The 19,007-nt window shown below is 47.8% G+C and carries 14 protein-coding genes; 5 read left to right on the forward strand and 9 right to left on the reverse strand.

Features of this window, described 5'->3' with window-relative positions; genetic code table 11:
• The first annotated feature begins 81 nt into the window (after positions 1-81).
• Positions 82-1,302: an imidazolonepropionase gene (hutI, locus tag BFR57_RS00520; RefSeq protein ID WP_071462138.1), complete on the forward strand. Its 1,221-nt coding sequence runs from the start codon at positions 82-84 to the stop codon at positions 1,300-1,302.
• Here the strand turns inward: hutI and BFR57_RS00525 are convergent.
• A complete protein-coding gene (locus BFR57_RS00525) occupies positions 1,253-2,308 on the reverse strand; it encodes a formimidoylglutamase (RefSeq protein WP_071462139.1) in 1,056 nt (351 codons plus the stop codon). The two genes, hutI and BFR57_RS00525, sit on opposite strands and share 50 nt — an antisense overlap.
• A complete protein-coding gene (rraA, locus tag BFR57_RS00530; RefSeq protein WP_071462140.1) occupies positions 2,308-2,793 on the reverse strand; it encodes a ribonuclease E activity regulator RraA in 486 nt (161 codons plus the stop codon). The genes BFR57_RS00525 and rraA overlap by 1 nt, the downstream gene beginning before the upstream one ends.
• A 170-nt stretch (positions 2,794-2,963) precedes the next feature.
• On the opposite strand from rraA, the gene BFR57_RS00535 reads away from it, so the two are divergent.
• Positions 2,964-5,030, forward strand: coding sequence for a bifunctional diguanylate cyclase/phosphodiesterase (locus BFR57_RS00535; protein ID WP_071462141.1), 2,067 nt, complete (start codon positions 2,964-2,966; stop codon positions 5,028-5,030).
• An 11-nt stretch (positions 5,031-5,041) separates the two neighbouring features.
• Here BFR57_RS00535 and hslU read toward each other — a convergent pair whose 3' ends face one another.
• The 5 genes from hslU to priA form a co-directional block, all read right to left on the reverse strand.
• Positions 5,042-6,385: an ATP-dependent protease ATPase subunit HslU gene (hslU, locus tag BFR57_RS00540; protein WP_071462142.1), complete on the reverse strand. Its 1,344-nt coding sequence runs from the start codon at positions 6,383-6,385 to the stop codon at positions 5,042-5,044.
• A 10-nt stretch (positions 6,386-6,395) separates the two neighbouring features.
• Positions 6,396-6,941 carry an ATP-dependent protease subunit HslV gene (gene hslV / locus BFR57_RS00545; RefSeq protein WP_071462143.1) on the reverse strand — a complete coding sequence of 182 codons (546 nt, stop codon included), beginning with the start codon at positions 6,939-6,941 and terminating at the stop codon, positions 6,396-6,398.
• A gap of 125 nt (positions 6,942-7,066) precedes the next feature.
• Positions 7,067-7,630 carry an SPOR domain-containing protein gene (locus BFR57_RS00550; protein ID WP_071462144.1) on the reverse strand — a complete coding sequence of 188 codons (564 nt, stop codon included), beginning with the start codon at positions 7,628-7,630 and terminating at the stop codon, positions 7,067-7,069.
• A gap of 3 nt (positions 7,631-7,633) precedes the next feature.
• Positions 7,634-9,376: an arginine--tRNA ligase gene (argS, locus tag BFR57_RS00555; protein WP_071462145.1), complete on the reverse strand. Its 1,743-nt coding sequence runs from the start codon at positions 9,374-9,376 to the stop codon at positions 7,634-7,636.
• An 83-nt stretch (positions 9,377-9,459) separates the two neighbouring features.
• Complete coding sequence (gene priA / locus BFR57_RS00560; protein ID WP_071462146.1) at positions 9,460-11,655, reverse strand: primosomal protein N'; 2,196 nt, start codon at positions 11,653-11,655, stop codon at positions 9,460-9,462.
• Positions 11,656-11,826: 171 nt separating this feature from the next.
• On the opposite strand from priA, the gene rpmE reads away from it, so the two are divergent.
• Positions 11,827-12,039, forward strand: coding sequence for a 50S ribosomal protein L31 (gene rpmE / locus BFR57_RS00565; protein ID WP_071462147.1), 213 nt, complete (start codon positions 11,827-11,829; stop codon positions 12,037-12,039).
• A gap of 252 nt (positions 12,040-12,291) precedes the next feature.
• On the forward strand, positions 12,292-13,536 hold the full coding sequence (locus BFR57_RS00575) for a malic enzyme-like NAD(P)-binding protein (protein ID WP_071462149.1): 1,245 nt from the start codon (positions 12,292-12,294) through the stop codon (positions 13,534-13,536).
• Here the strand turns inward: BFR57_RS00575 and metJ are convergent.
• Positions 13,533-13,859: a met regulon transcriptional regulator MetJ gene (gene metJ, locus BFR57_RS00580; RefSeq protein WP_071462150.1), complete on the reverse strand. Its 327-nt coding sequence runs from the start codon at positions 13,857-13,859 to the stop codon at positions 13,533-13,535. The genes BFR57_RS00575 and metJ overlap by 4 nt on opposite strands.
• A 174-nt stretch (positions 13,860-14,033) precedes the next feature.
• Here metJ and BFR57_RS00585 point away from each other — a divergent pair, with 174 nt between their 5' ends.
• A complete protein-coding gene (locus BFR57_RS00585) occupies positions 14,034-16,472 on the forward strand; it encodes a bifunctional aspartate kinase/homoserine dehydrogenase II (RefSeq protein ID WP_071462151.1) in 2,439 nt (812 codons plus the stop codon).
• Here BFR57_RS00585 and BFR57_RS00590 read toward each other — a convergent pair.
• Positions 16,469-18,928, reverse strand: coding sequence for a penicillin-binding protein 1A (locus BFR57_RS00590; protein WP_071462152.1), 2,460 nt, complete (start codon positions 18,926-18,928; stop codon positions 16,469-16,471). The genes BFR57_RS00585 and BFR57_RS00590 overlap by 4 nt on opposite strands.
• Between the last annotated feature and the right edge of the window lie 79 nt (positions 18,929-19,007).

Genomic DNA, 19,007 nt, shown 5'->3' on the forward strand with positions numbered 1-19,007 from the left:
CAGATTATTTGTCTATACAACCTGTATTTGCTAATCTAATTAGTATCATCTTGCCAAACAGAATCGTAAGAGCCATACATCATGCAACGAATCGAGAATATTCAACTAGTTACTTTAGATGCTGAACTATCAGACTATGGACTGATTGAAGATGCCATCGTGATTGTTAACGGCACCCACATCGAGTGGGCAGGACCTGCTTTTGATGCGCCGTCCACACCCACCGCGGAAGTGCTTGACGGTCAAGGTGGTTTAATGACGCCGGGTTTAGTGGATTGCCATACTCACTTAGTCTGGGCAGGCTCGCGTGCTAACGAATTTGCTCAGCGACTGCATGGCGCTACTTATGCTGAGATTGCGCAAGCCGGCGGCGGCATAGCCGCGACCGTACGAGCAACCCGAGAGGCAAGCTATGAAGAGCTACTGCAATTAGCATTAAAGCGCGCTAAAGCACTTATCGCGCAGGGTGTAACAACACTTGAAATTAAATCGGGCTATGGCCTCGATCTTGAGACCGAGCGTAAGCAGTTACAAGTGGCGCGCGCAGTTGGCGAACAATTACCCGTACGAGTGAAAACAACGTTGCTGGCGGCTCACGCGATTCCACCCGAATTCAAAAATAACGCCGACGGCTACATCGACGAAATCGTAGAACGTATTCTGCCAACGCTTGCTGGTGAGGGACTGGTGGATGCCGTCGATGCGTTCTGTGAATCAATTGGTTTCTCTCCCGCGCAAACACAACGCGTATTTGAAGCGGCTCAATCCTTAGGTTTGCCCGTTAAATTGCACGCCGAGCAAATCACCAATCAACAGGGTGCTCAGCTCGCAGCACAATTTAAAGCGCTTTCGGCCGATCATTTAGAACAACTCGACGAAGAAGGTGTTAAAGCCATGGCAGCGTCCGGCACCGTCGCTGTGCTACTGCCCGGTGCGTTTTACTTTCTCCGAGATGACCAAGTACCGCCGGTTGAACTGCTGCGTAAGCACCAAGTGCCGATGGCTGTTGCGACCGATGCTAATCCTGGATCGTCACCGATTCACAACTTGCAACTGATGCTACAAATGGCGGCGACCTTTTTTAAGTTAACACCAGAAGAGTGTTTGCGGGGCGTCACGGTTAACGCAGCTAAAGCGCTCGGCATGCATGGGCAAGTCGGTGAAATCAAAGCAGGTATGAAAGCTGATTTAGCTTTATGGGATATTCAGGATGCCGCCGAACTAACTTATCAGTTCGGCGTAAATCCACTCATTAAACGTTGGTACGACGGCGTCGTTCACGTCCCAGCATATAGGCAATAACGAGCTCAGTTAACACTTGCCCGGTTTGCTTCAAACCCTCGTCAAAGCCAGTGGGGCATAATGAAGGTGCTGCTTCGGCAAGATGCAAGTAGGCAGCATCTTCAAGCTCGGCTAAACGCTTCACGAAACTAAATCCTTGCGCAAGGCTCAAGCCACTATAATTAACTGCGCTGGCGGGAACACCTGTCAAGCAGTCGACATCCACCTCGATGCCCAGTGGCCGTTGCCAACTGACGGACTTAGCGGCGACTTCATCCATAACTTCCGCAAAAGGGCGTCCGATAATGCTGTGGATCGCATGATAACGCATACCGGCATCCGCCATTTGTCGCAGGCTTGAGGCGGAATTTTTGGCTTGGTGTAAACCGACAACGTGATAGTGCGATAAAGCCCCATCGACATAGGCATAACTAAAACCATTGCCGCTGTGTCGACCCTCGCGGGCTCTAAAGTCAGCATGGGGATCGAGGTTAATAGCCCCACATGGCTGCTGTTTAGCACTCGAAAGACTCTTTAATAAGGGATACGCGTTATTGTGTCCGCCGCCGACTAAAATAACTTCAAATCCGCGTTGGAATAACGGTGCCACCACTTCCTGAACGCGCACATCGATCCGTTCAACAAGCTGTCGAATCGTTTGTAAGTCGTGTTCATTATTGGTGTCTAGCGGTTCTGCCTGACTCATGAGATCACTGCAGTCGACGGAACCAACAAGAAGCAATTCGTGCGTGGAAAGTAAACCCGTATGCTGTAAGTTCGCGAAGCTACCTAGGAAAGCCTGCCAGCCACCCTCGGCACCCGGACGACCGAGGTTGCCTTTAACACCAATACTTTCGGGCACGCCGACCAGTGCAACGCGTTGGCCCATTTCCCACGCTTTATCTAACGCCTCAGAATAAGAACCAGAGGGCAGGCCATTAATGGCTTGCCCGACTTTAGTTTCATGTGGCCGAAGCTTAACGTAACGGCTTAAATCGTCGGTAGTTAAAAACTCAGGCTTTTTCATTATTCGATATCAAGTGGCTCAGGAGATAGAACAACACCCGTGCTGTCCACGTAGATATGGTCCTCGGGTAAGAAGGTCACTCCACCAAAGTTAACGGGAATATCCATCTCACCAATACCCTCGCTCGAGGCGCCCACTGGAATTGAGGCGACGCCTAAAATACCAATATCGAGCTCTTCGAGGGCATCGACATCACGCACAGAACCGTAACAAATGATACCTTCCCAATCGTTATCAAGTGCCTGCTCAGCTATCGCCAAATCGATCAATGCTCGGCGAACTGAACCGCCCCCATCGATCAATAAGACTTTACCGCCACCATCTTGATTCAGTATTTCCTCAATCAATCCTTTGTCTTCATGACATTTCACGATGACCAACTGACCACCGAACGATGAACGTCCCCCGTACGACTCAAACATAGGTTCGACAACATCGACCATATCTGGGTATAAATCACAAAGTTCTGAGGTATTGTATTCCATGACTGTATCCTGCGTTAGACAGTACGAATTCACGTAAGTATAACGGTAATTAGTGGTTTTAAAAATGCTCAATACTGGCTTTGTTAAAATCTTTGAACAGTTATACTTGAATTAACATACCAATGGCGCGTAATCTAATGCCACTATAACAATAATTATTACTATTTCTGATGCCTGATCTCGATTTGGTCACCTCTTGGGCGATCGAAACATTAACTCACGTCATCCAAACCCTTATGTTATTGGGGTTTGCGGGTTTGCTACGCTTTTATTTTAAATCGTACCAACAAGGCTATCTGAGTGATTGGTCTATAGCCTGCTTAAGTTATGGTGCAAGCGAGTTCATCAGGGCAATACTGACGGCGAGTGCGCTGATCGGCACGACTTACCCCGAATGGGCGAATCAGAGTCTCTATAGCGGCTCGATTTTTTTACATTACGTTGCGTTAACTTATATCGCACTCGGCGCATTCAACGCCATTAAAGAACGTGATCCCAGCTTTTTGACGCGCCGGATTCTACTCTTGGTAACCGCGGCGGCGGCCATTCTTACGGTAGTTTGGATGTACTCCAATCAAGCGGGCGAACTCACTGTCTTCGAATCTGAGTTACCAAGATTTGTCGTACCTGCCTTGCTCTTTTTGGGTATCAGTTTGTTCATGTTTTTGCGCATACCACCAGGCTTTGGGCCAAAAATAGTCGCCTTCGCATTCTTATTCTTAGCCATTAAAAACCTGATTCTCTCGGCTATTTTGTTGTTTACCACAACCATCTACTTAGACTGGATTATCAGCGCTCAAGGCTTATTCACCATTGTTTTCTTAACTATCATCATGGTCGGAATTGTCATCTGGCTGCTTGATTCCGAGCGTTCTACTTCATTTTATGCGGTGCAGCGTGCCGAATACCTCCATACTCATGACGCACTTACGGGGGTTGCAAACCGCCATCAATTAGTAAGTAAAATCCCAGTTTTAGTTGATTATTGTCGGTCTAACAATCGCCACCTTTCTGTCATGCTACTCGGCGTCTCACGCTTTAAATCGGTCAATGAACGACTAGGCATTCGGGGCGGTGACCAGGTGCTAAAAGAGATCGCCCGACGTCTACAACAGTTTAATCGCAAACCTATTGCCGTGGCCCGCATCAGTGGTGATGTCTTTGCGGTCATGTTTGATCATCTGAAAAGTCGTCGCCACATTCTTGATTTAGCTAAAGAGTTACAAAAAGAAATTTCTCGTCCCATCGAAGTCAATCAACGGCAGATTTCGTTGTCGGTTGGGGTCGGTATTTCACGCTATCCACAGCACGGTGTGAACGCAGAAATACTGCTTAATAAGGCGACACTCGCTTTAACCGAAGCTAAGCATCAGAATGCGTCTAACATTACCTTCTACGAACGTGGTATGGACGACGCATTTTCACAGCTGATTGATATGGAGCCTATTTTACGTAAGGCATTTAAACAAAACGAGTTTGTACTCTATTTACAGCCTCAGTTTGATTTTGATTATCAGCAGCTCTGTGGTTTTGAAGCATTAATCCGTTGGCAACACCCCGAGCGCGGATTACTCTCTCCAGCCGAGTTTATTCCGCATATAGAGCAACTTGGCTTAACCGAGTTATTGGATAACTGGGTACTCGAGCGCGCTGCAGAGATTCTGAAGGATTGGCAAACGCGATTTAACCATGTTTGGCCTATCGCGGTTAACCTATCGGCACAACAATTCCAGCAATCAAAACTCGTAGAGCATCTGACTGAGCTTATGGATCGGCACCAATTAGACGCAAGTGTTTTAGAGTTAGAAATTACTGAAACGGTTGCAATGTCTGATCTCAGCAATGGTATGGATGTCATTCGAAGATTACGTGATATTGGCTTTATGGTCGCTATCGACGACTTTGGTACCGGGCATAGCTCACTTGCTTACTTACGCTCATTACCCATTAGTAAAATTAAAATAGACCGTAGTTTTGTCAGTGAACTGCAAGTCAACCGAACCGATGCCACTATTCTAAAAGCGATGATTCGCTTAGCCCACGGTTTAGGTAAACGTGTTATTGCTGAAGGTATCGAGACTCAGGACCAGCAAGACATTCTGCAGCAGCTCGGGTGCGACATGATGCAAGGCTATTTCTATTCGCCGCCGATTAAGCTTGAGTTAGCAGAACAACTGATTGAAAACGAACTAAAATTAGGAAGAGAGCCGTTGCCATCTTCGTTGGCAACGGCTTAGATAGCCGGCCGTTATAGAATAAAGCGGCTTAGGTCTTCATCTTGCGATAACTCACCAATGTGTTTATCGACATACTGAGCGTCAACGCTAATGCTTTCACCGCTATGATCAGTCGCATTAAAGGAAATTTCTTCCATCAAGCGTTCCAGCACTGTATGTAACCGACGTGCACCAATGTTCTCGGTGGTCTCATTCACATGGAAGGCGATTTCTGCAATTCGTTGAATGCCATCGTCAGTAAAGCCAATTTCAACACCCTCGGTATTGAGCAATGCTTTGTACTGAGTCGTTAGCGACGCATTCGGCTCTGTCAGAATTCTTACAAAGTCACCACTTGTCAGCGCGTCCAACTCAACACGAATCGGCAAACGGCCTTGTAATTCTGGAATCAAATCCGACGGCTTGCTCATCTGGAACGCGCCTGACGCTATAAACAAGATATGGTCGGTGCGGATCATGCCATGTTTGGTATTTACCGTAGTGCCCTCAACTAATGGCAGTAAGTCGCGTTGCACACCTTCTCTAGAGACATCAGGACCACTGCTGTCACCGCGCTTACAGATCTTGTCGATCTCATCAAGGAACACGATACCGTTTTGCTCAACAGACTCGATCGCAGCTTCTTTAACCTCATCGGGATTGAGCAACTTAGCCGCTTCTTCGTCGATCAATTGCTTAAACGCATCTTTGATCTTCATTTTACGTTTCTTGGTCTTATCATTGCCCATGTTCTGGAACATGTTTTGTAGCTGTGAGGTCATTTCTTCCATGCCTGGCGGCGCCATGATCTCAACGCCCATTTGCGGCATCGCTAAATCAATTTCGATCTCTTTGTCGTCTAAACTACCTTCGCGTAACTTCTTACGAAACACTTGGCGCGAATGACGCTGGTCATCATTACCTTTGTCTTCTTCTGCACCCCAGCCCCCTGAGGTACGCGCGGGCGGTAATAAAACATCTAAAATACGGTCTTCTGCTGCTTCTTCGGCGCGATAACGCACTTTCTGCATCATTTCTTCGCGCTTTTGCTTAACCGCAACATCCGTTAGGTCTTTAACAATGGATTCAATCTCTTTACCCACGTAACCCACTTCAGTGAATTTTGTCGCCTCTACTTTTATAAACGGTGCGCGGGCAAGTTTAGCCAAGCGACGCGCGATCTCGGTTTTACCTACACCAGTTGGACCGATCATTAGAATATTCTTGGGCGTAACTTCATTACGCAAATCATCATCAAGCTGCATCCGACGCCAGCGGTTACGAAGTGCTACAGCAACTGCGCGTTTAGCTTTATCTTGACCAATGATGTGACGGTTAAGTTCATCAACAATTTCTCTTGGGGTCATATCTGACATCATTTATCCCCTACTTACTTTTTGACGCAGCGATGGATTGCTGCTCTTCGATGGTTTGGTACCCATTTGTATAAACACAAATGTTGCCTGCGATAGTGAGCGACTTTTCTACAATGTCGCGCGCCGATAATTCGGTATTCTCTAACATGGCGGTTGCTGCAGCTTGCGCGTAGGGTCCGCCTGAGCCGATAGCAATCAGATCATTCTCAGGTTGCACGACATCACCGTTACCCGTGATAATCAATGAGGTCTCTTTATCGGCGACAGCCAGCAGCGCTTCTAATCGACGCAGCGCGCGGTCAGTACGCCAATCTTTTGCGAGTTCAACAGCTGCGCGCATCAAGTTACCCTGATGTTGCTCGAGCTTTGATTCGAAGCGTTCAAACAGCGTAAATGCGTCGGCAGTACCGCCTGCAAAGCCAGCCAATACTTGGTCGTGGTATAAACGGCGGACTTTTTTGGCGTTGCCTTTCATGACGGTGTTACCGAGTGATACTTGGCCATCGCCACCAATTGCGACTTTATCGCCGCGTCTTACGGATACTATCGTGGTCAAAACAAAACCCTCTCTAGCTAATACGGTGAGTTGCAGGCAACGCTGCAACGCGATTACTGACTATTTGAGGGTTTACCGGTGAGATTTCAAGGCATCCTAAGATGCCTTTGCAGTTTTATGCGGTTTTAGTCGAGATTCCAATTCCAAATTGCACAACCGTATATCTTAGCGCGTTGCAGTTTGTGACGGTCTCTTTCGGCGGCTCGTTTAGTTTCATAAGGACCCAAAATCACGCGATACCAAAGGCCATTGGAACCCTCGGTGCCTCGCACTTGACTCTCTAGTCCAGCCATCGCGATTTCGGCTCTTAGCCGCTCCGCATCAGACTGCTTCCGAAACGAACCACATTGCATTAATTTAGGTGGACCGAGCTCTCGCTCTGGCACGTCGACTTCGACTTGCTTACTTTCCAGCTCCTCAATGTACTGCCATTTTTCTTGCGGTTTAGCTGGCAGGTCATCGACGGCTTGTGTGTCAGCGGGTTGTGTCTGCTTGGCTTTATCGCCATCGCCCTTAATCGTTATCAAGCCGTATACAAAAAATGCAATGAGCGCTATAACAATGACAACAGCTAACCAAGGAACCTGTCTAGTTTGCTTTGGCGCCGCACCGCGGTTGGACTTTCCACGTTGAGCGGTCGACTTGCCCGGCTTCTTTTTCGGCTTTGGTTTACGGTTTGCGTAATCCATAACTTACATCTTTTCTAACGTTGGAATACCGAGCAATGATAAACCTTTTTCGAGCGTGTTCGCTGTTAAACGGGCTAACTTCAGTCGGCTATTACGCACTGCCTCATCCTCTTGATTGAGGATTGGGCAAGCCTCATAGAAGCTTGAGAAGTAACCTGCGAGTTCAAACAAGTAACCACATAAGAAATGCGGCATGGCTTTGTCGAATACGCGGTTAACCACTTCCTCAAACCGAACCAGTTGATTGGCTAACGCAAGCTCACGCTCATCTTCTAGCAACCATTCAGCGTCCATATCAAATGAACGCTCACCTAACTTATCGAAAATACTATTCACGCGAGTAAACGCATAAAGTAGATAAGGCGCCGTATTGCCCTCAAACGTGAGCATTAAATCCCAATCGAAAATATAATCCGATGTTCTGTTTTTTGATAAGTCAGCATACTTAACTGAGCTGATGCCCACCACTTTCGCGACCGCTTCTTGCTGTTCTGCGGTCAGATCAGAGTTCTTCTGCTGTAACAGCTCAAGGGCTCTACGCTCCGCTTCATCTAATAAGTCAGCAAGCTTAGTCACACCTCCGTCGCGACTCTTATAAGGACGCCCGTCCTTACCCATGACAGTACCAAATCCATAATGTTGGGTTTTGATATCACCCTCAATGAATTTGGCTTTACGCGCTAAAGTAAAGATCTGTTCGAAGTGCAGAGATTGACGCGCATCGACAAAATACATCAGATAGTCGCCACCGAGCTCTTTTTGACGATATTGGATTGCAGCCAGGTCAGTAGTCGCATACAAATAACCGCCGCCCTTTTTCTGCACAATAATCGGAAGGGGTTCACCTTCTTTACCTTTAAACTCGTCTAAAAATACGCACTGCGCGCCTTGGTCTTCGACTAACAGACCTTGCTCTTTAAGGTGTTCGATAACGCTCGGCAAGCGGTCGTTGTACGCACTTTCAGCCATCACATCGTCACGGGTTAACTTCACACCCAAACGGTCATACACTTCCTGACAGTGAGCCAGCGATACATCAATAAACTGATTCCACAGCTTCAAACAGTAGTCATCGCCTGACTGCAGCTTCACGACTAATTCACGCGCCCGCTCAGCAAAGTCTTCGCTCTCGTCGAAGCGCTTTTTGGCGGCTTTATAAAACGTTTCTAAGTTGCTGAGCTCATAGTTAGCCGCTTCACTATCCAGCTCTTCCATGTGCGCCAGCAACATCCCAAATTGAGTACCCCAATCACCTACGTGATTTTGGCGAATCACCTTATGGCCCAGCATTTCGGCGGTACGCGATACCGCATCGCCAATAATCGCTGAGCGCAAATGACCTACGTGCATTTCTTTCGCTAAGTTAGGTGATGAATAATCAATGACAATGGTCATTGGCTTTTCAGCAGGCTGAATACCGAGATCAGCGCTACTCAGCATAGTAGTTAACTGACCTTTTAACTGGTCCTGTGCAATCGTAAAGTTAATAAAGCCAGGTCCAGCGATATCGGTTTTGGCAATCAACGTATTCGCGGGAATCGCTTCAATCACCTTTTCCGCTAATTGACGCGGATTCATTTTTGCAGGCTTTGCCAGCATCAACGCCAGATTGGACGCAAAGTCGCCGTGTGACTTATCTCGTGGTCGGTCCAACTGAATCTTCACGGTCTGATCCGTAGGAAGAATACCGTCAGCTTTTAATTGGCCCACAGCATCAGTAATTAACTGTTCAAGTTGCTCTTTCATCGACACGACTACCTGTATTAACGTTAAAAAGGAAAGAAAAAGTGATTCACAATAAGAGGGTTAGTTTACCTGTTTTTGCGCGTTTATGTGAAGTCTTGTGGATCAATGTCCAACGACCATCGTATACGGTTGAGAATACTGAGGTTTTCCCACTGGCTAAGTAAATATTTAACGACTTGATAGCGTTGTTTACGCGATGTCGTCTGCAGTATCCATTGATAACGGTAACGACCTGCGCGTTTTTCCATTAACGCGGGAATCGGACCGACGCCCATGACGCCAGCGACCTCGGGTAAGCAAGCAGCCATATGATTCAATGCCTCGACCACCTGCGTTTTGTCAGTACTCTCAGCGCGTACCAGCGCCCAATGCTTGAACGGGGGAAGCGCTGTCGCCTGCCGTTCAGCCAAAGCCGTTAGCGCAAAGTGTTGGTATCCATTATTTAGCAAATCTTGCACTAAGTCATGCTCGGGATGATGCGTTTGTAGAACGACACGGCCGCGTTTGTGAGCCCGACCCGCGCGACCCGATACTTGTGTAAACAGCTGAGCCAACCGCTCTGGCGCGCGAAAATCAGCGCTATACAAAGCGCCATCGACATCCAACAGCGCGACTAAAGTCACATTGGGGAAATGGTGCCCCTTGGCGAGCATCTGGGTACCCACCAAAATGTGATTTTTATGCTCGGAGGCCGATTTTAAGTGTGCGTCTAACTCGCCTTTGCGTCGTGTAGAGTCCCGGTCTATCCGCAAAACGCTGTGCTCGGGGAATCGCTGATTAAGAAAGTCTTCGAGTTGTTCGGTACCCACGCCATGCGATATTAAATGTGTTGAGCCGCACTGCTCACACTGCTTTGGGACAGGCCGTTGGCTATCGCAATGGTGACAATGGAGGCGCCGTTGTGCTTGGTGCAACGTATAATACGCATCGCAACGTTTACACTGAGCAATCCAGCCACACTCATGACACATAAGCGCCGGCGCGAACCCACGCCGATTTAAAAACAAAAGCACTTGGTTGTGCTTGCTTAGCTCTTGTTCTATTTGCTGCAGCAACGGTTCCGACAAGCCCGCCTGCATCGGTAGACCTTTCAAGTCTATAAGTTCATGCTCAACGTTTTCTGCAACACCGGCGCGTTGAGTTAGCTGCAACCAATGAAAGCGCTGATTAACGGCATTATTAAGAGTCTCTAGCGCAGGCGTAGCGCTGCCTAGAATGATCGGAATATCAAGTAATTGCGCGCGCTTTATAGCAATATCGCGAGCGTGATAGCGGAATCCATCTTGCTGCTTGTAGGACAAGTCGTGCTCTTCATCGACGACGATCATGCCTAAGTCAGCAAACGGGGTAAAAATGGCTGAACGTGTTCCAATAACAATAGCTGCCCGATTCGAACGGCTGTTGAGCCAAGCATGAAGACGTTCAGTATCATTAAGATTAGAGTGTAAGACCTCGACAGGTACCTCAAAGCGCTGCTTAAAACGTTTGATTGTCTGCATCGTCAGTCCAATCTCAGGAACCAGCACCAGCACTTGGCGTCCCGCTGACAAAACACGCTCAATCGCTTGTAAGTATACTTCTGTCTTACCACTACCAGTGACGCCCTCGATCAAGCAGCACGCGTGATCTTCGATTTGCTTTATCGCACTTAATGCAACTGCCTGTTCTTGGTTGACCGCCAGTGGCTCTTCACCTAGCGCCATCTGCCAATGTTGTTGTGCCTTCAGCTCCGGCTTTTCTTCGATGCGTCTCACCCAGCCTTTATCGCAGGCAGCACTGATGGCTGTGGTACTAATCTGAGCCTGCTTAAGTTGTGCAGCGCTGACTCGACCTCGTGCCAACAATTCGAGTAATTGCTTCTGCTTTGGCGCGCGGTTTAGCACAGTGTCACTCGGACTCGGCGCACTTTGCGCCAACTCGTAATAGGTAACTGGCGCATAACCGAGGGGCTTTCCTTGCCTTAACAATACCGGTAAAGCATTGGCAAATACATCACCCAGACTATGCTGATAGTAGTCGGACGCCCAATTTAACAGTTCCCACAATTCGGCTTTCCAAACCGCTTGGGCATCGAGTTGCGCCAGCACAGGTTTTGCTTCAAAGTTCTCCGGCGCGCTCGCATTCAGCTCGGTTACAATGCCGACCAATTGTCGCTGACCAAAAGGTACTCGCACGCGAGCACCAACTACCGCAGGCTCGGACAATGTGTATTGGTAGGTGAAGACGCGCCGCAATGGCAACGGTAAGGCGACTTCTATGTAATGCGGGCTCTCTATCATGCCGCTATTCTGAAACGCAATTAAAGATAAAACAAGCGCAATAAGCCTCTTGAATGATCAGTGAAGATCGCATAAAATGCCGCGCTCTTAAACATTGTTGTTTTTTTACACATGGTGTCCTGCGCAAAAGAGGCGACTGGATAGCGATGTGGCCCAACTTGAGGTATTCCCATGAAACAAGGTATTCACCCTAAGTACGAAGCAATCAAAGTGACTTGCTCGTGCGGTAACGAATTTGAAACTCGCTCTACTCGCGTAGAAGATCTACACATCGACGTATGTTCAGAGTGCCACCCATTCTACACTGGTAAGCAACGTGTAATGGACACCGGTGGTCGTGTCGACAAATTCAAGAAACGTTTTGGTTCTTTGGGCAAAAAATAATAGCCCGAACACAAAACGTATTAAAACGGGCTTTTCAGCACGTTTTTATGAAGAAGGCGCCAAATGGCGCCTTTTTTCGTTTCTACCCTGCCCAGACCAAGCATTGTTAACGAAAAGTTAACTGGTGCGTTTTTAAACACATGAAAAGTTAGCCTGACCCAAAGAAGCCAATTAAGCAGGTAAGATTTGTTATTTTCGCAATTGCCTTTATCCTTATGCATCATCCTTTACTCATTTTGTCAGGTTGCCTAAATGTCAGATTTCCGCCAAAAAGCGTTGGATTATCATCAATACCCTACACCGGGTAAGATCTCTGTTGAACTCACTAAACCAGCTGACTCCGCTAAAGACTTAGCACTTGCCTACAGCCCTGGTGTGGCTGAGCCTGTTAGAGCCATTGCTGAAGATCCAGATAATGCCTATAAATACACGGCGAAAGGCAACATGGTCGCCGTTATTTCTAATGGCACCGCGATTCTTGGTTTAGGTAACTTAGGACCGCTGGCGTCTAAGCCAGTCATGGAAGGTAAGGCGCTATTATTTAAACGTTTTGCTGGGCTTGATTCAATTGATATCGAAGTATCCCACCGCACGACTCAAGACTTCATTAATACCGTTGCCAACATAGCTGATACCTTTGGCGGTATTAACCTCGAGGATATTAAAGCGCCTGAATGCTTTGAAATCGAGCAAGCGCTTATTGAAAAGTGCAACGTGCCGGTTTTTCATGATGACCAACACGGTACGGCTATTGTGACCGCGGCGGGCATGTTAAATGCGCTGGAAATCCAAGGTAAATCACTTAAAGATGCACATATTGTATGTATGGGTGCCGGTGCCGCAGCCATTGCTTGTATGGAACTACTGATTAAATGTGGCGCACAGCGTGAACATATATACATGCTCGACTCGAAAGGTGTGATTCATACGCGTCGAGAAGATCTCAACGAATACAAGGCACTGTTCGCCAACAACACAGATAAGCGCACACTTGAGGAAGTCATTGAAGGAGCAGACTTGTTCTTGGGCGTATCGGGGCCAGACTTGCTATCGCCGGATGCACTCAAGTTGATGGCCGATAAGCCTATTGTGTTTGCGTGCTCTAACCCCGATCCAGAAATAAAACCTGAGTTAGCCCAACAGACACGCGACGACATTATTATTGGCACGGGGCGCTCAGATTATCCCAACCAAGTAAACAACGTGTTGTGTTTTCCTTTCATGTTTCGTGGCGCTTTAGATGTGCGCGCAACCGCCATTAATGACGAGATGAAGATCGCTGCTGTTGAAGCGATTCGCCAACTCGCTCGAGAGGAAGTACCCGACGCAGTTATAAAAGCTGCAGGTATTGATAAGCTCTCTTTCGGCCCAGATTACATTATTCCTAAACCGATGGACCCGCGCTTGTGTCAGCGAGTCGCTAGAGCAGTGGCGGAGGCAGCGGTCGAGTCCGGTGTCGCGAAGATCCCGCTGCCTGATAACTACATGAGAGATTAAGGCGTATCAAGCTCGTCATCAGAAGGAATTGGAAGTCCACGGGCTTCTAATTCCTCTCGTACCGCCTTGGGAATTTTATTTGGGTTAGTTTTTTCTAAATCAGTGTCTGTTGGCAGTGGTTGCCCCGTAAAAGCATGTAAAAAAGCTTCGCAGAGCAACTCGCTATTCGTAGCATGACGCAAGTTCTTAACTTGACGGCGGGTGCGCTCATCAGTGAGCACTTTGAGCACGCGAGTCGGTATCGATACTGTTACTTTTTTTACCTGTTCGCTCTTTCGCCCATGCTCAGCGTAGGGGTAGATATAGTCACCATTCCACTTCATCGTGAGAGTCCTGCCTTAGTCAAAAACCATATAAGTTATATTGAATTTTACTCAATCCCAGATGAAGGTCAAATTTTATCCGTCTAGATGGCTAAAATTTGCTGACATTTGGTGTTTGATGTTTTAGCCTTAGTATTTACATCAGTTAATTCATATATTTGAGGGGTATCGCCAATGAGCGTAGAGCCGAGCTTAGACCAGATTCGAACGGTTGCAGACAACGTTCAAGTGCATAAGTTTGGCGGCAGTAGTTTGGCTGACGCTTTTTGTTACCGTCGAGTGGCGCGTATTGTAACTGAATATGCAGGCGCAAGCGATGTTGTTGTTGTTTCGGCGGCAGGTGATACCACTAATCGGATTCTTGCGATTATCAAAGCTCAAAAGGAGTCGGGTGATACCGCTGACATTTTGCTCGATCAGTTGGAACGTTTCCAGCAAGGGTTAATCCTCGAACTACTCGGCAGCGAATTTGCAGCACCTATCCTTGAGCAGTCGACTGTTGATTTTCAACGCTTCCGCGACTTCGTTGCGGGTAAAGAAATTATCGAACACGAAGCAGAACTGCTGTCTTACGGTGAACTTTGGTCAGCTCGACTCCTTGCGGCATTATTAAGGAAACAAGGTACTAAAGCGGACCATATTGATGCACGTGACTTCCTAAAGGCTGAAGACGCCCCCGAACCCGTCATTCAGGAGCTGGAATCGCGCCACAATCTATTGAACCGCGTAGCACCGTTTCCCGGCACACGATTTATTGTCACAGGCTTTATTGCACGAGGCTTAAACGGTGAGAGCCTCACATTAGGTCGAAACGGCAGTGACTATTCTGCAACGTTGGTTGGTAGCTTACTTAATTCAAAGCAAGTCACTATTTGGAAAGACGTCGCCGGTGTTTATTCAGCCGATCCGCGTAAGATAGAACGTGTCGTCAGTTTGTCGACCTTAGATTGGAGTGAAGCAGAAGAGCTGGCTCGATTAGGCAGTCCGGTACTACACCCGCGTACATTCCAACCTGTTGACCGCGATCGCATGGTCATTTCTGTGCGCTCAAGTCTAAAAGTCGAAAATCAACAGACCCGTATTGGCAATTTCGAACATACAGAGCCCAAGGGCAAAGTATTCACATCTTTGTCCGAAGTTGTATTGTTTAAAGTCGAACTCAACGACCGCGAACTCGTCAAACAACTTGAGGCGCTCGATTTAACGCCATTGGTAAGCTGGACCGAACCCGAAAAACATCAGCAATACTTGGTTTTCCACCAAAACCACTTGAACTACATCAGCCACTGGCTCGATCGTATCAATGCGGGTAATGCAGTTACGCAAATCCACGGCTATTCAATGGTGGCACTGGTTGGTAATCGCATTCAAGAGACGGATCAATACAACACCTTCAAACTCCAGTTGGGCGAACAGAAGGTGCGCCGCTTTGCCGTCAGCGAAGATGGGTGTTCTGCGGTCGCAATATTAGAACAAAAGCTCGACAACCGTTTACTCAATCGTCTTCATAGCCAGTTATTTAACTATCGCCGTAGCTTAGGCGTGTTAGTCATTGGTCGCGGTAACATTGGTACTGCTTGGTTGGACTTATTCCGCCAACAACGTGACCGCATTAACCAGGTGATGGATGTACGTGTTATCGGTATCGCTAACTCTAAGAAGCTCTGGCTTGACTATAGCGGCGTCGAATTAAATGAGTGGCAAGCAGGGTTTGACCGTTTATCACGTCCTTACGTGCTAACCGAGTTACTGCGCGAATTACCTAATGCCCCCTATGATGAACTCGTCATGATTGATTTAACCGACGCGAAGCCGGTCGCTCAACTGTACCCGAGCTTGTTTGCTAATGGTTTACATATTATCAGCGCAAATAAGCGAGCAGGGTCTGCTGAGGAGGCACTGTATCGCGAAATTCGCACGATTCAACATGAGTATAAGCGCGAGTGGTTGTATAACACTACGGTCGGTGCAGGCCTACCGCTCAATTATGCCATCAACGATCTGCGCGGTTCCGGTGACGAAATTCGTAGTATTTCAGGGATTTTTTCGGGCACCATGTCTTGGCTATTCGAGAACTTCACAGACGGTGTCAAATTCAGTGATTTAGTATTGGAAGCTAAAAAGCGCGGCTATTCAGAGCCCGACCCACGTGAAGACTTATCCTGTCAGGATCTGGTACGTAAGCTATTAATCTTAGCGCGTGAAATTGGTCTTAAACTTGATTGGGAAGATATCAGCGTGAGCAGTTTAGTGCCTGAAAGTCTTCGCGATATCTCTGCCAGTGAATTTTTACAACGAGCTCACGAGTTAGACGAGCCAATGGATACCATGCTTAAGGAAGCCGCTAAAGACGGTAATGTGCCGCGCTTACTCGCCAGTTTCTCGGTCTCTGAAGAGGGGCGGGTCAGTGCGAAAATAGGTGTCGAATATATTCCAGCAGGCGATATGCTCGCCAACCTGATCCCTGGCGAGAATATCTTTGTGATATACACCGATTGGTATTCAGAAATGCCACTGGTTATTAGCGGCCCAGGCGCAGGTAAGCATGTCACTGCCGGCGGGGTCCAATCAGATCTCAACCAATTATTGGCAAAACTAACGGTGACGGGTTAAAACAACCCGTCTTCGTTATTAAAGATATCTTTATTATCACGCTCGTCCTGAGCATATTCAGTCGGCTCGGTGCCACTGATAAAATACTCGAAGCGGCTGGTGTAGTCGTTTCGATGCGATAACTTACCCGTTTCCATATCAATTCTCACACTCACCACGTTGGGTGGAATGGTAAAGTCATCGGCTGGAAATTTGTCGACCGCTTTTTCCATGAATAAGATCCACCCTGGCAATGCGGTTTTCGCACCCGCTTCACCTCCTGAGATTGGTTGTTCTTTACTACTCAGTAATGGGTTCATGGTAGTGCGGCCCAACTCGCGTGATACATCGTCAAAGCCCACCCATGTGGTTGTCACCAGACCAGTGGTAAAGCCTGAGAACCAGGTATCTTTCACATCGTTGGTAGTACCGGTTTTACCTGTAATCGCACGACCAGTTACGTTAACAATAGGTTTTGAGCGTTGAATACGCCAAGATGTACCGTTCCAGCCGGTTTTGTGAGCCCAACTGCCGCCACCCCATACCGCTGAGTTCATCGCCTGAGCGACCAAGAACGCGTTCTGCTCAGAGATAATACGTGGCGCTGGGTTATCGCAGTCCTCACAAGCGCGTTGGGGGTTCGCTTCGTACACAACTTCACCATCGCCATTTTCTATCCGCTCGATAACATAAGGCTCGATAAGAAACCCGCCATTAGCAAACGTTGCATAAGCGCGCGCCACTTCCATCGGTGTCATGGATAACGACCCTAACGAAATTGATTCATTTTCCGGAATGGAATCGCGTGGAATACCAAACTTAGCAATATGATCTGCAGCAGTTTTGACGCCGATTTCTCTTATCAGCCTTACAGAAACCACGTTTTTAGATTTCGCCAGCGCTTTGCGCAAACGAATCGGCCCTTCATACACATCTGGAGAGTTCTTGGGACGCCAAGCGATACCCGCTCCAGGATTCCACTGATTAATCGGTGCATCATTGACTAAGGTAGCCAACGTGAAGCCTTGCTCAAACGCAGCCGAGTAAATCAATGGTTTGATATTAGAGCCCACTTGTCGTGCTGCTTGTAGGGCACGGTTATATTGACTCAAATTGAAACTATAACCACCGACGACAGCTTCGACTGCACCGTCTTCGGGCTTTAAAGAGACAATAGCTGAACTAGGCTCCGGCACTTGTGCCAAGCGCAGACGGTTATTTTCACCGACTGAGCGCACATAGATCACATGCCCAGGCTGCAAAATATCAGCCGCGCGTTCAGGCGGTTCGCCCTGACGTTCCTCATTAAGGTAGGGGCGCGCCCATTTCATGGCGTCCCAATCGAGCGTGGTAAGCTGTTCATCACCTTTAATAATAATTTCTGCCGACTGGTCTTCAAGCGCCATGACAACCGCAGGAGTCACTGCGCCAATGCGGTCGACGCGCTCTAAGTATTGCTCCACCTCGCGCTGGCTTAATGCAGGCTGATCCTCTTTTTCATTCCATAACACACTTACAGGACCGCGATAGCCATGGCGTTCATCATAGCCATGCAGGTTGTCCCAAATAGCTTGTTGAGCAGCTAGTTGTACATCGCTTCTCACACTGGTGTAGACGTTATAGCCACCGTTATAGGCTTCTTCCTCGCCAAAACGGTCGACCATATCTTGACGCACGATCTCCGCAAGATACGGCGCATTTACCGTAACCTCCGCGCCATGACGGCGAGCAGTAACAGGCGCTTCTGCGGCTTCGTCAAATTGCGCCCGAGTAATTTTTTTCTCGTCGAGCATACGCAACAAAACCACTCGACGGCGTGCCTTTGAAGCTTCTGGGTTACTAATCGGGTTCAGGTTAGAAGGCGCTTTAGGCAAGCCCGCAATAGTCGCCATTTGCGCTAGGCTTAATTCACTTAAAGGTTTGCCATAATAGACTTGTGCCGCAGCACCAATACCATACGCGCGGTGACCGAATGCAATTTTATTCAGATAGAGTTCAAGAATTTCGTCTTTAGTAAGCAGCTGCTCAATATGTAGCGCAATGAAGGTCTCTTTGATTTTTCGCATCCAGGCTCGGTCAAAACTTAAGAAAAAGTTTCGCGCCAACTGCATGGTGATAGTACTCGCACCTTCTTTGACTTCGCCGGTAGTAACTAGCACACCGAATGCTCGCACAACCCCAATGGGATCAACACCAAAGTGTTGATAAAAGCGGCTATCTTCGGTTGCAAGGAATGCGTCAACCATGGTTTGTGGGACATCTTCGAGCTTAACCGGAATCCGACGCTTTTCGCCGAATTGAGAGATCATTTGGCCATCTTTTGTGAATACCTGCATTGGGGTTTGCAGTTTCACTTCCCTTAATGTCTCGACGCTCGGCAATTCGGGTTTTACGTAAAGGTAGAGTCCACCTACGGCCAATATCCCCAACACGCCCAAAATGGCGACTATCCATGCGAATCGCTTTAAGAACTTCAAAAACTTACCCCATTACTGTGACGTTGTTGAATGTCTGACATACACCTTTGACCAACTATTATGGCTGATTTTTAAACTA

The sequence above is a fragment of the Idiomarina sp. MD25a genome, from assembly GCF_001870515.1.
In the GTDB taxonomy this organism is placed as follows: Bacteria; Pseudomonadota; Gammaproteobacteria; order Enterobacterales; family Alteromonadaceae; genus Idiomarina.

What these genes read in the sequence shown, in the direction of transcription:
- hutI (WP_071462138.1), top strand. Translation starts at nt 82, where the DNA reads ATGCAACGAATCGAGAATATTCAACTAGTTACTTTAGATGCTGAACTA.
- BFR57_RS00525 (WP_071462139.1), bottom strand. Translation starts at nt 2,308, where the DNA reads ATGAAAAAGCCTGAGTTTTTAACTACCGACGATTTAAGCCGTTACGTT.
- rraA (WP_071462140.1), bottom strand. Translation starts at nt 2,793, where the DNA reads ATGGAATACAATACCTCAGAACTTTGTGATTTATACCCAGATATGGTC.
- BFR57_RS00535 (WP_071462141.1), top strand. Translation starts at nt 2,964, where the DNA reads ATGCCTGATCTCGATTTGGTCACCTCTTGGGCGATCGAAACATTAACT.
- hslU (WP_071462142.1), bottom strand. Translation starts at nt 6,385, where the DNA reads ATGTCAGATATGACCCCAAGAGAAATTGTTGATGAACTTAACCGTCAC.
- BFR57_RS00550 (WP_071462144.1), bottom strand. Translation starts at nt 7,630, where the DNA reads ATGGATTACGCAAACCGTAAACCAAAGCCGAAAAAGAAGCCGGGCAAG.
- argS (WP_071462145.1), bottom strand. Translation starts at nt 9,376, where the DNA reads ATGAAAGAGCAACTTGAACAGTTAATTACTGATGCTGTGGGCCAATTA.
- priA (WP_071462146.1), bottom strand. Translation starts at nt 11,655, where the DNA reads ATGATAGAGAGCCCGCATTACATAGAAGTCGCCTTACCGTTGCCATTG.
- rpmE (WP_071462147.1), top strand. Translation starts at nt 11,827, where the DNA reads ATGAAACAAGGTATTCACCCTAAGTACGAAGCAATCAAAGTGACTTGC.
- BFR57_RS00575 (WP_071462149.1), top strand. Translation starts at nt 12,292, where the DNA reads ATGTCAGATTTCCGCCAAAAAGCGTTGGATTATCATCAATACCCTACA.
- metJ (WP_071462150.1), bottom strand. Translation starts at nt 13,859, where the DNA reads ATGAAGTGGAATGGTGACTATATCTACCCCTACGCTGAGCATGGGCGA.
- BFR57_RS00585 (WP_071462151.1), top strand. Translation starts at nt 14,034, where the DNA reads ATGAGCGTAGAGCCGAGCTTAGACCAGATTCGAACGGTTGCAGACAAC.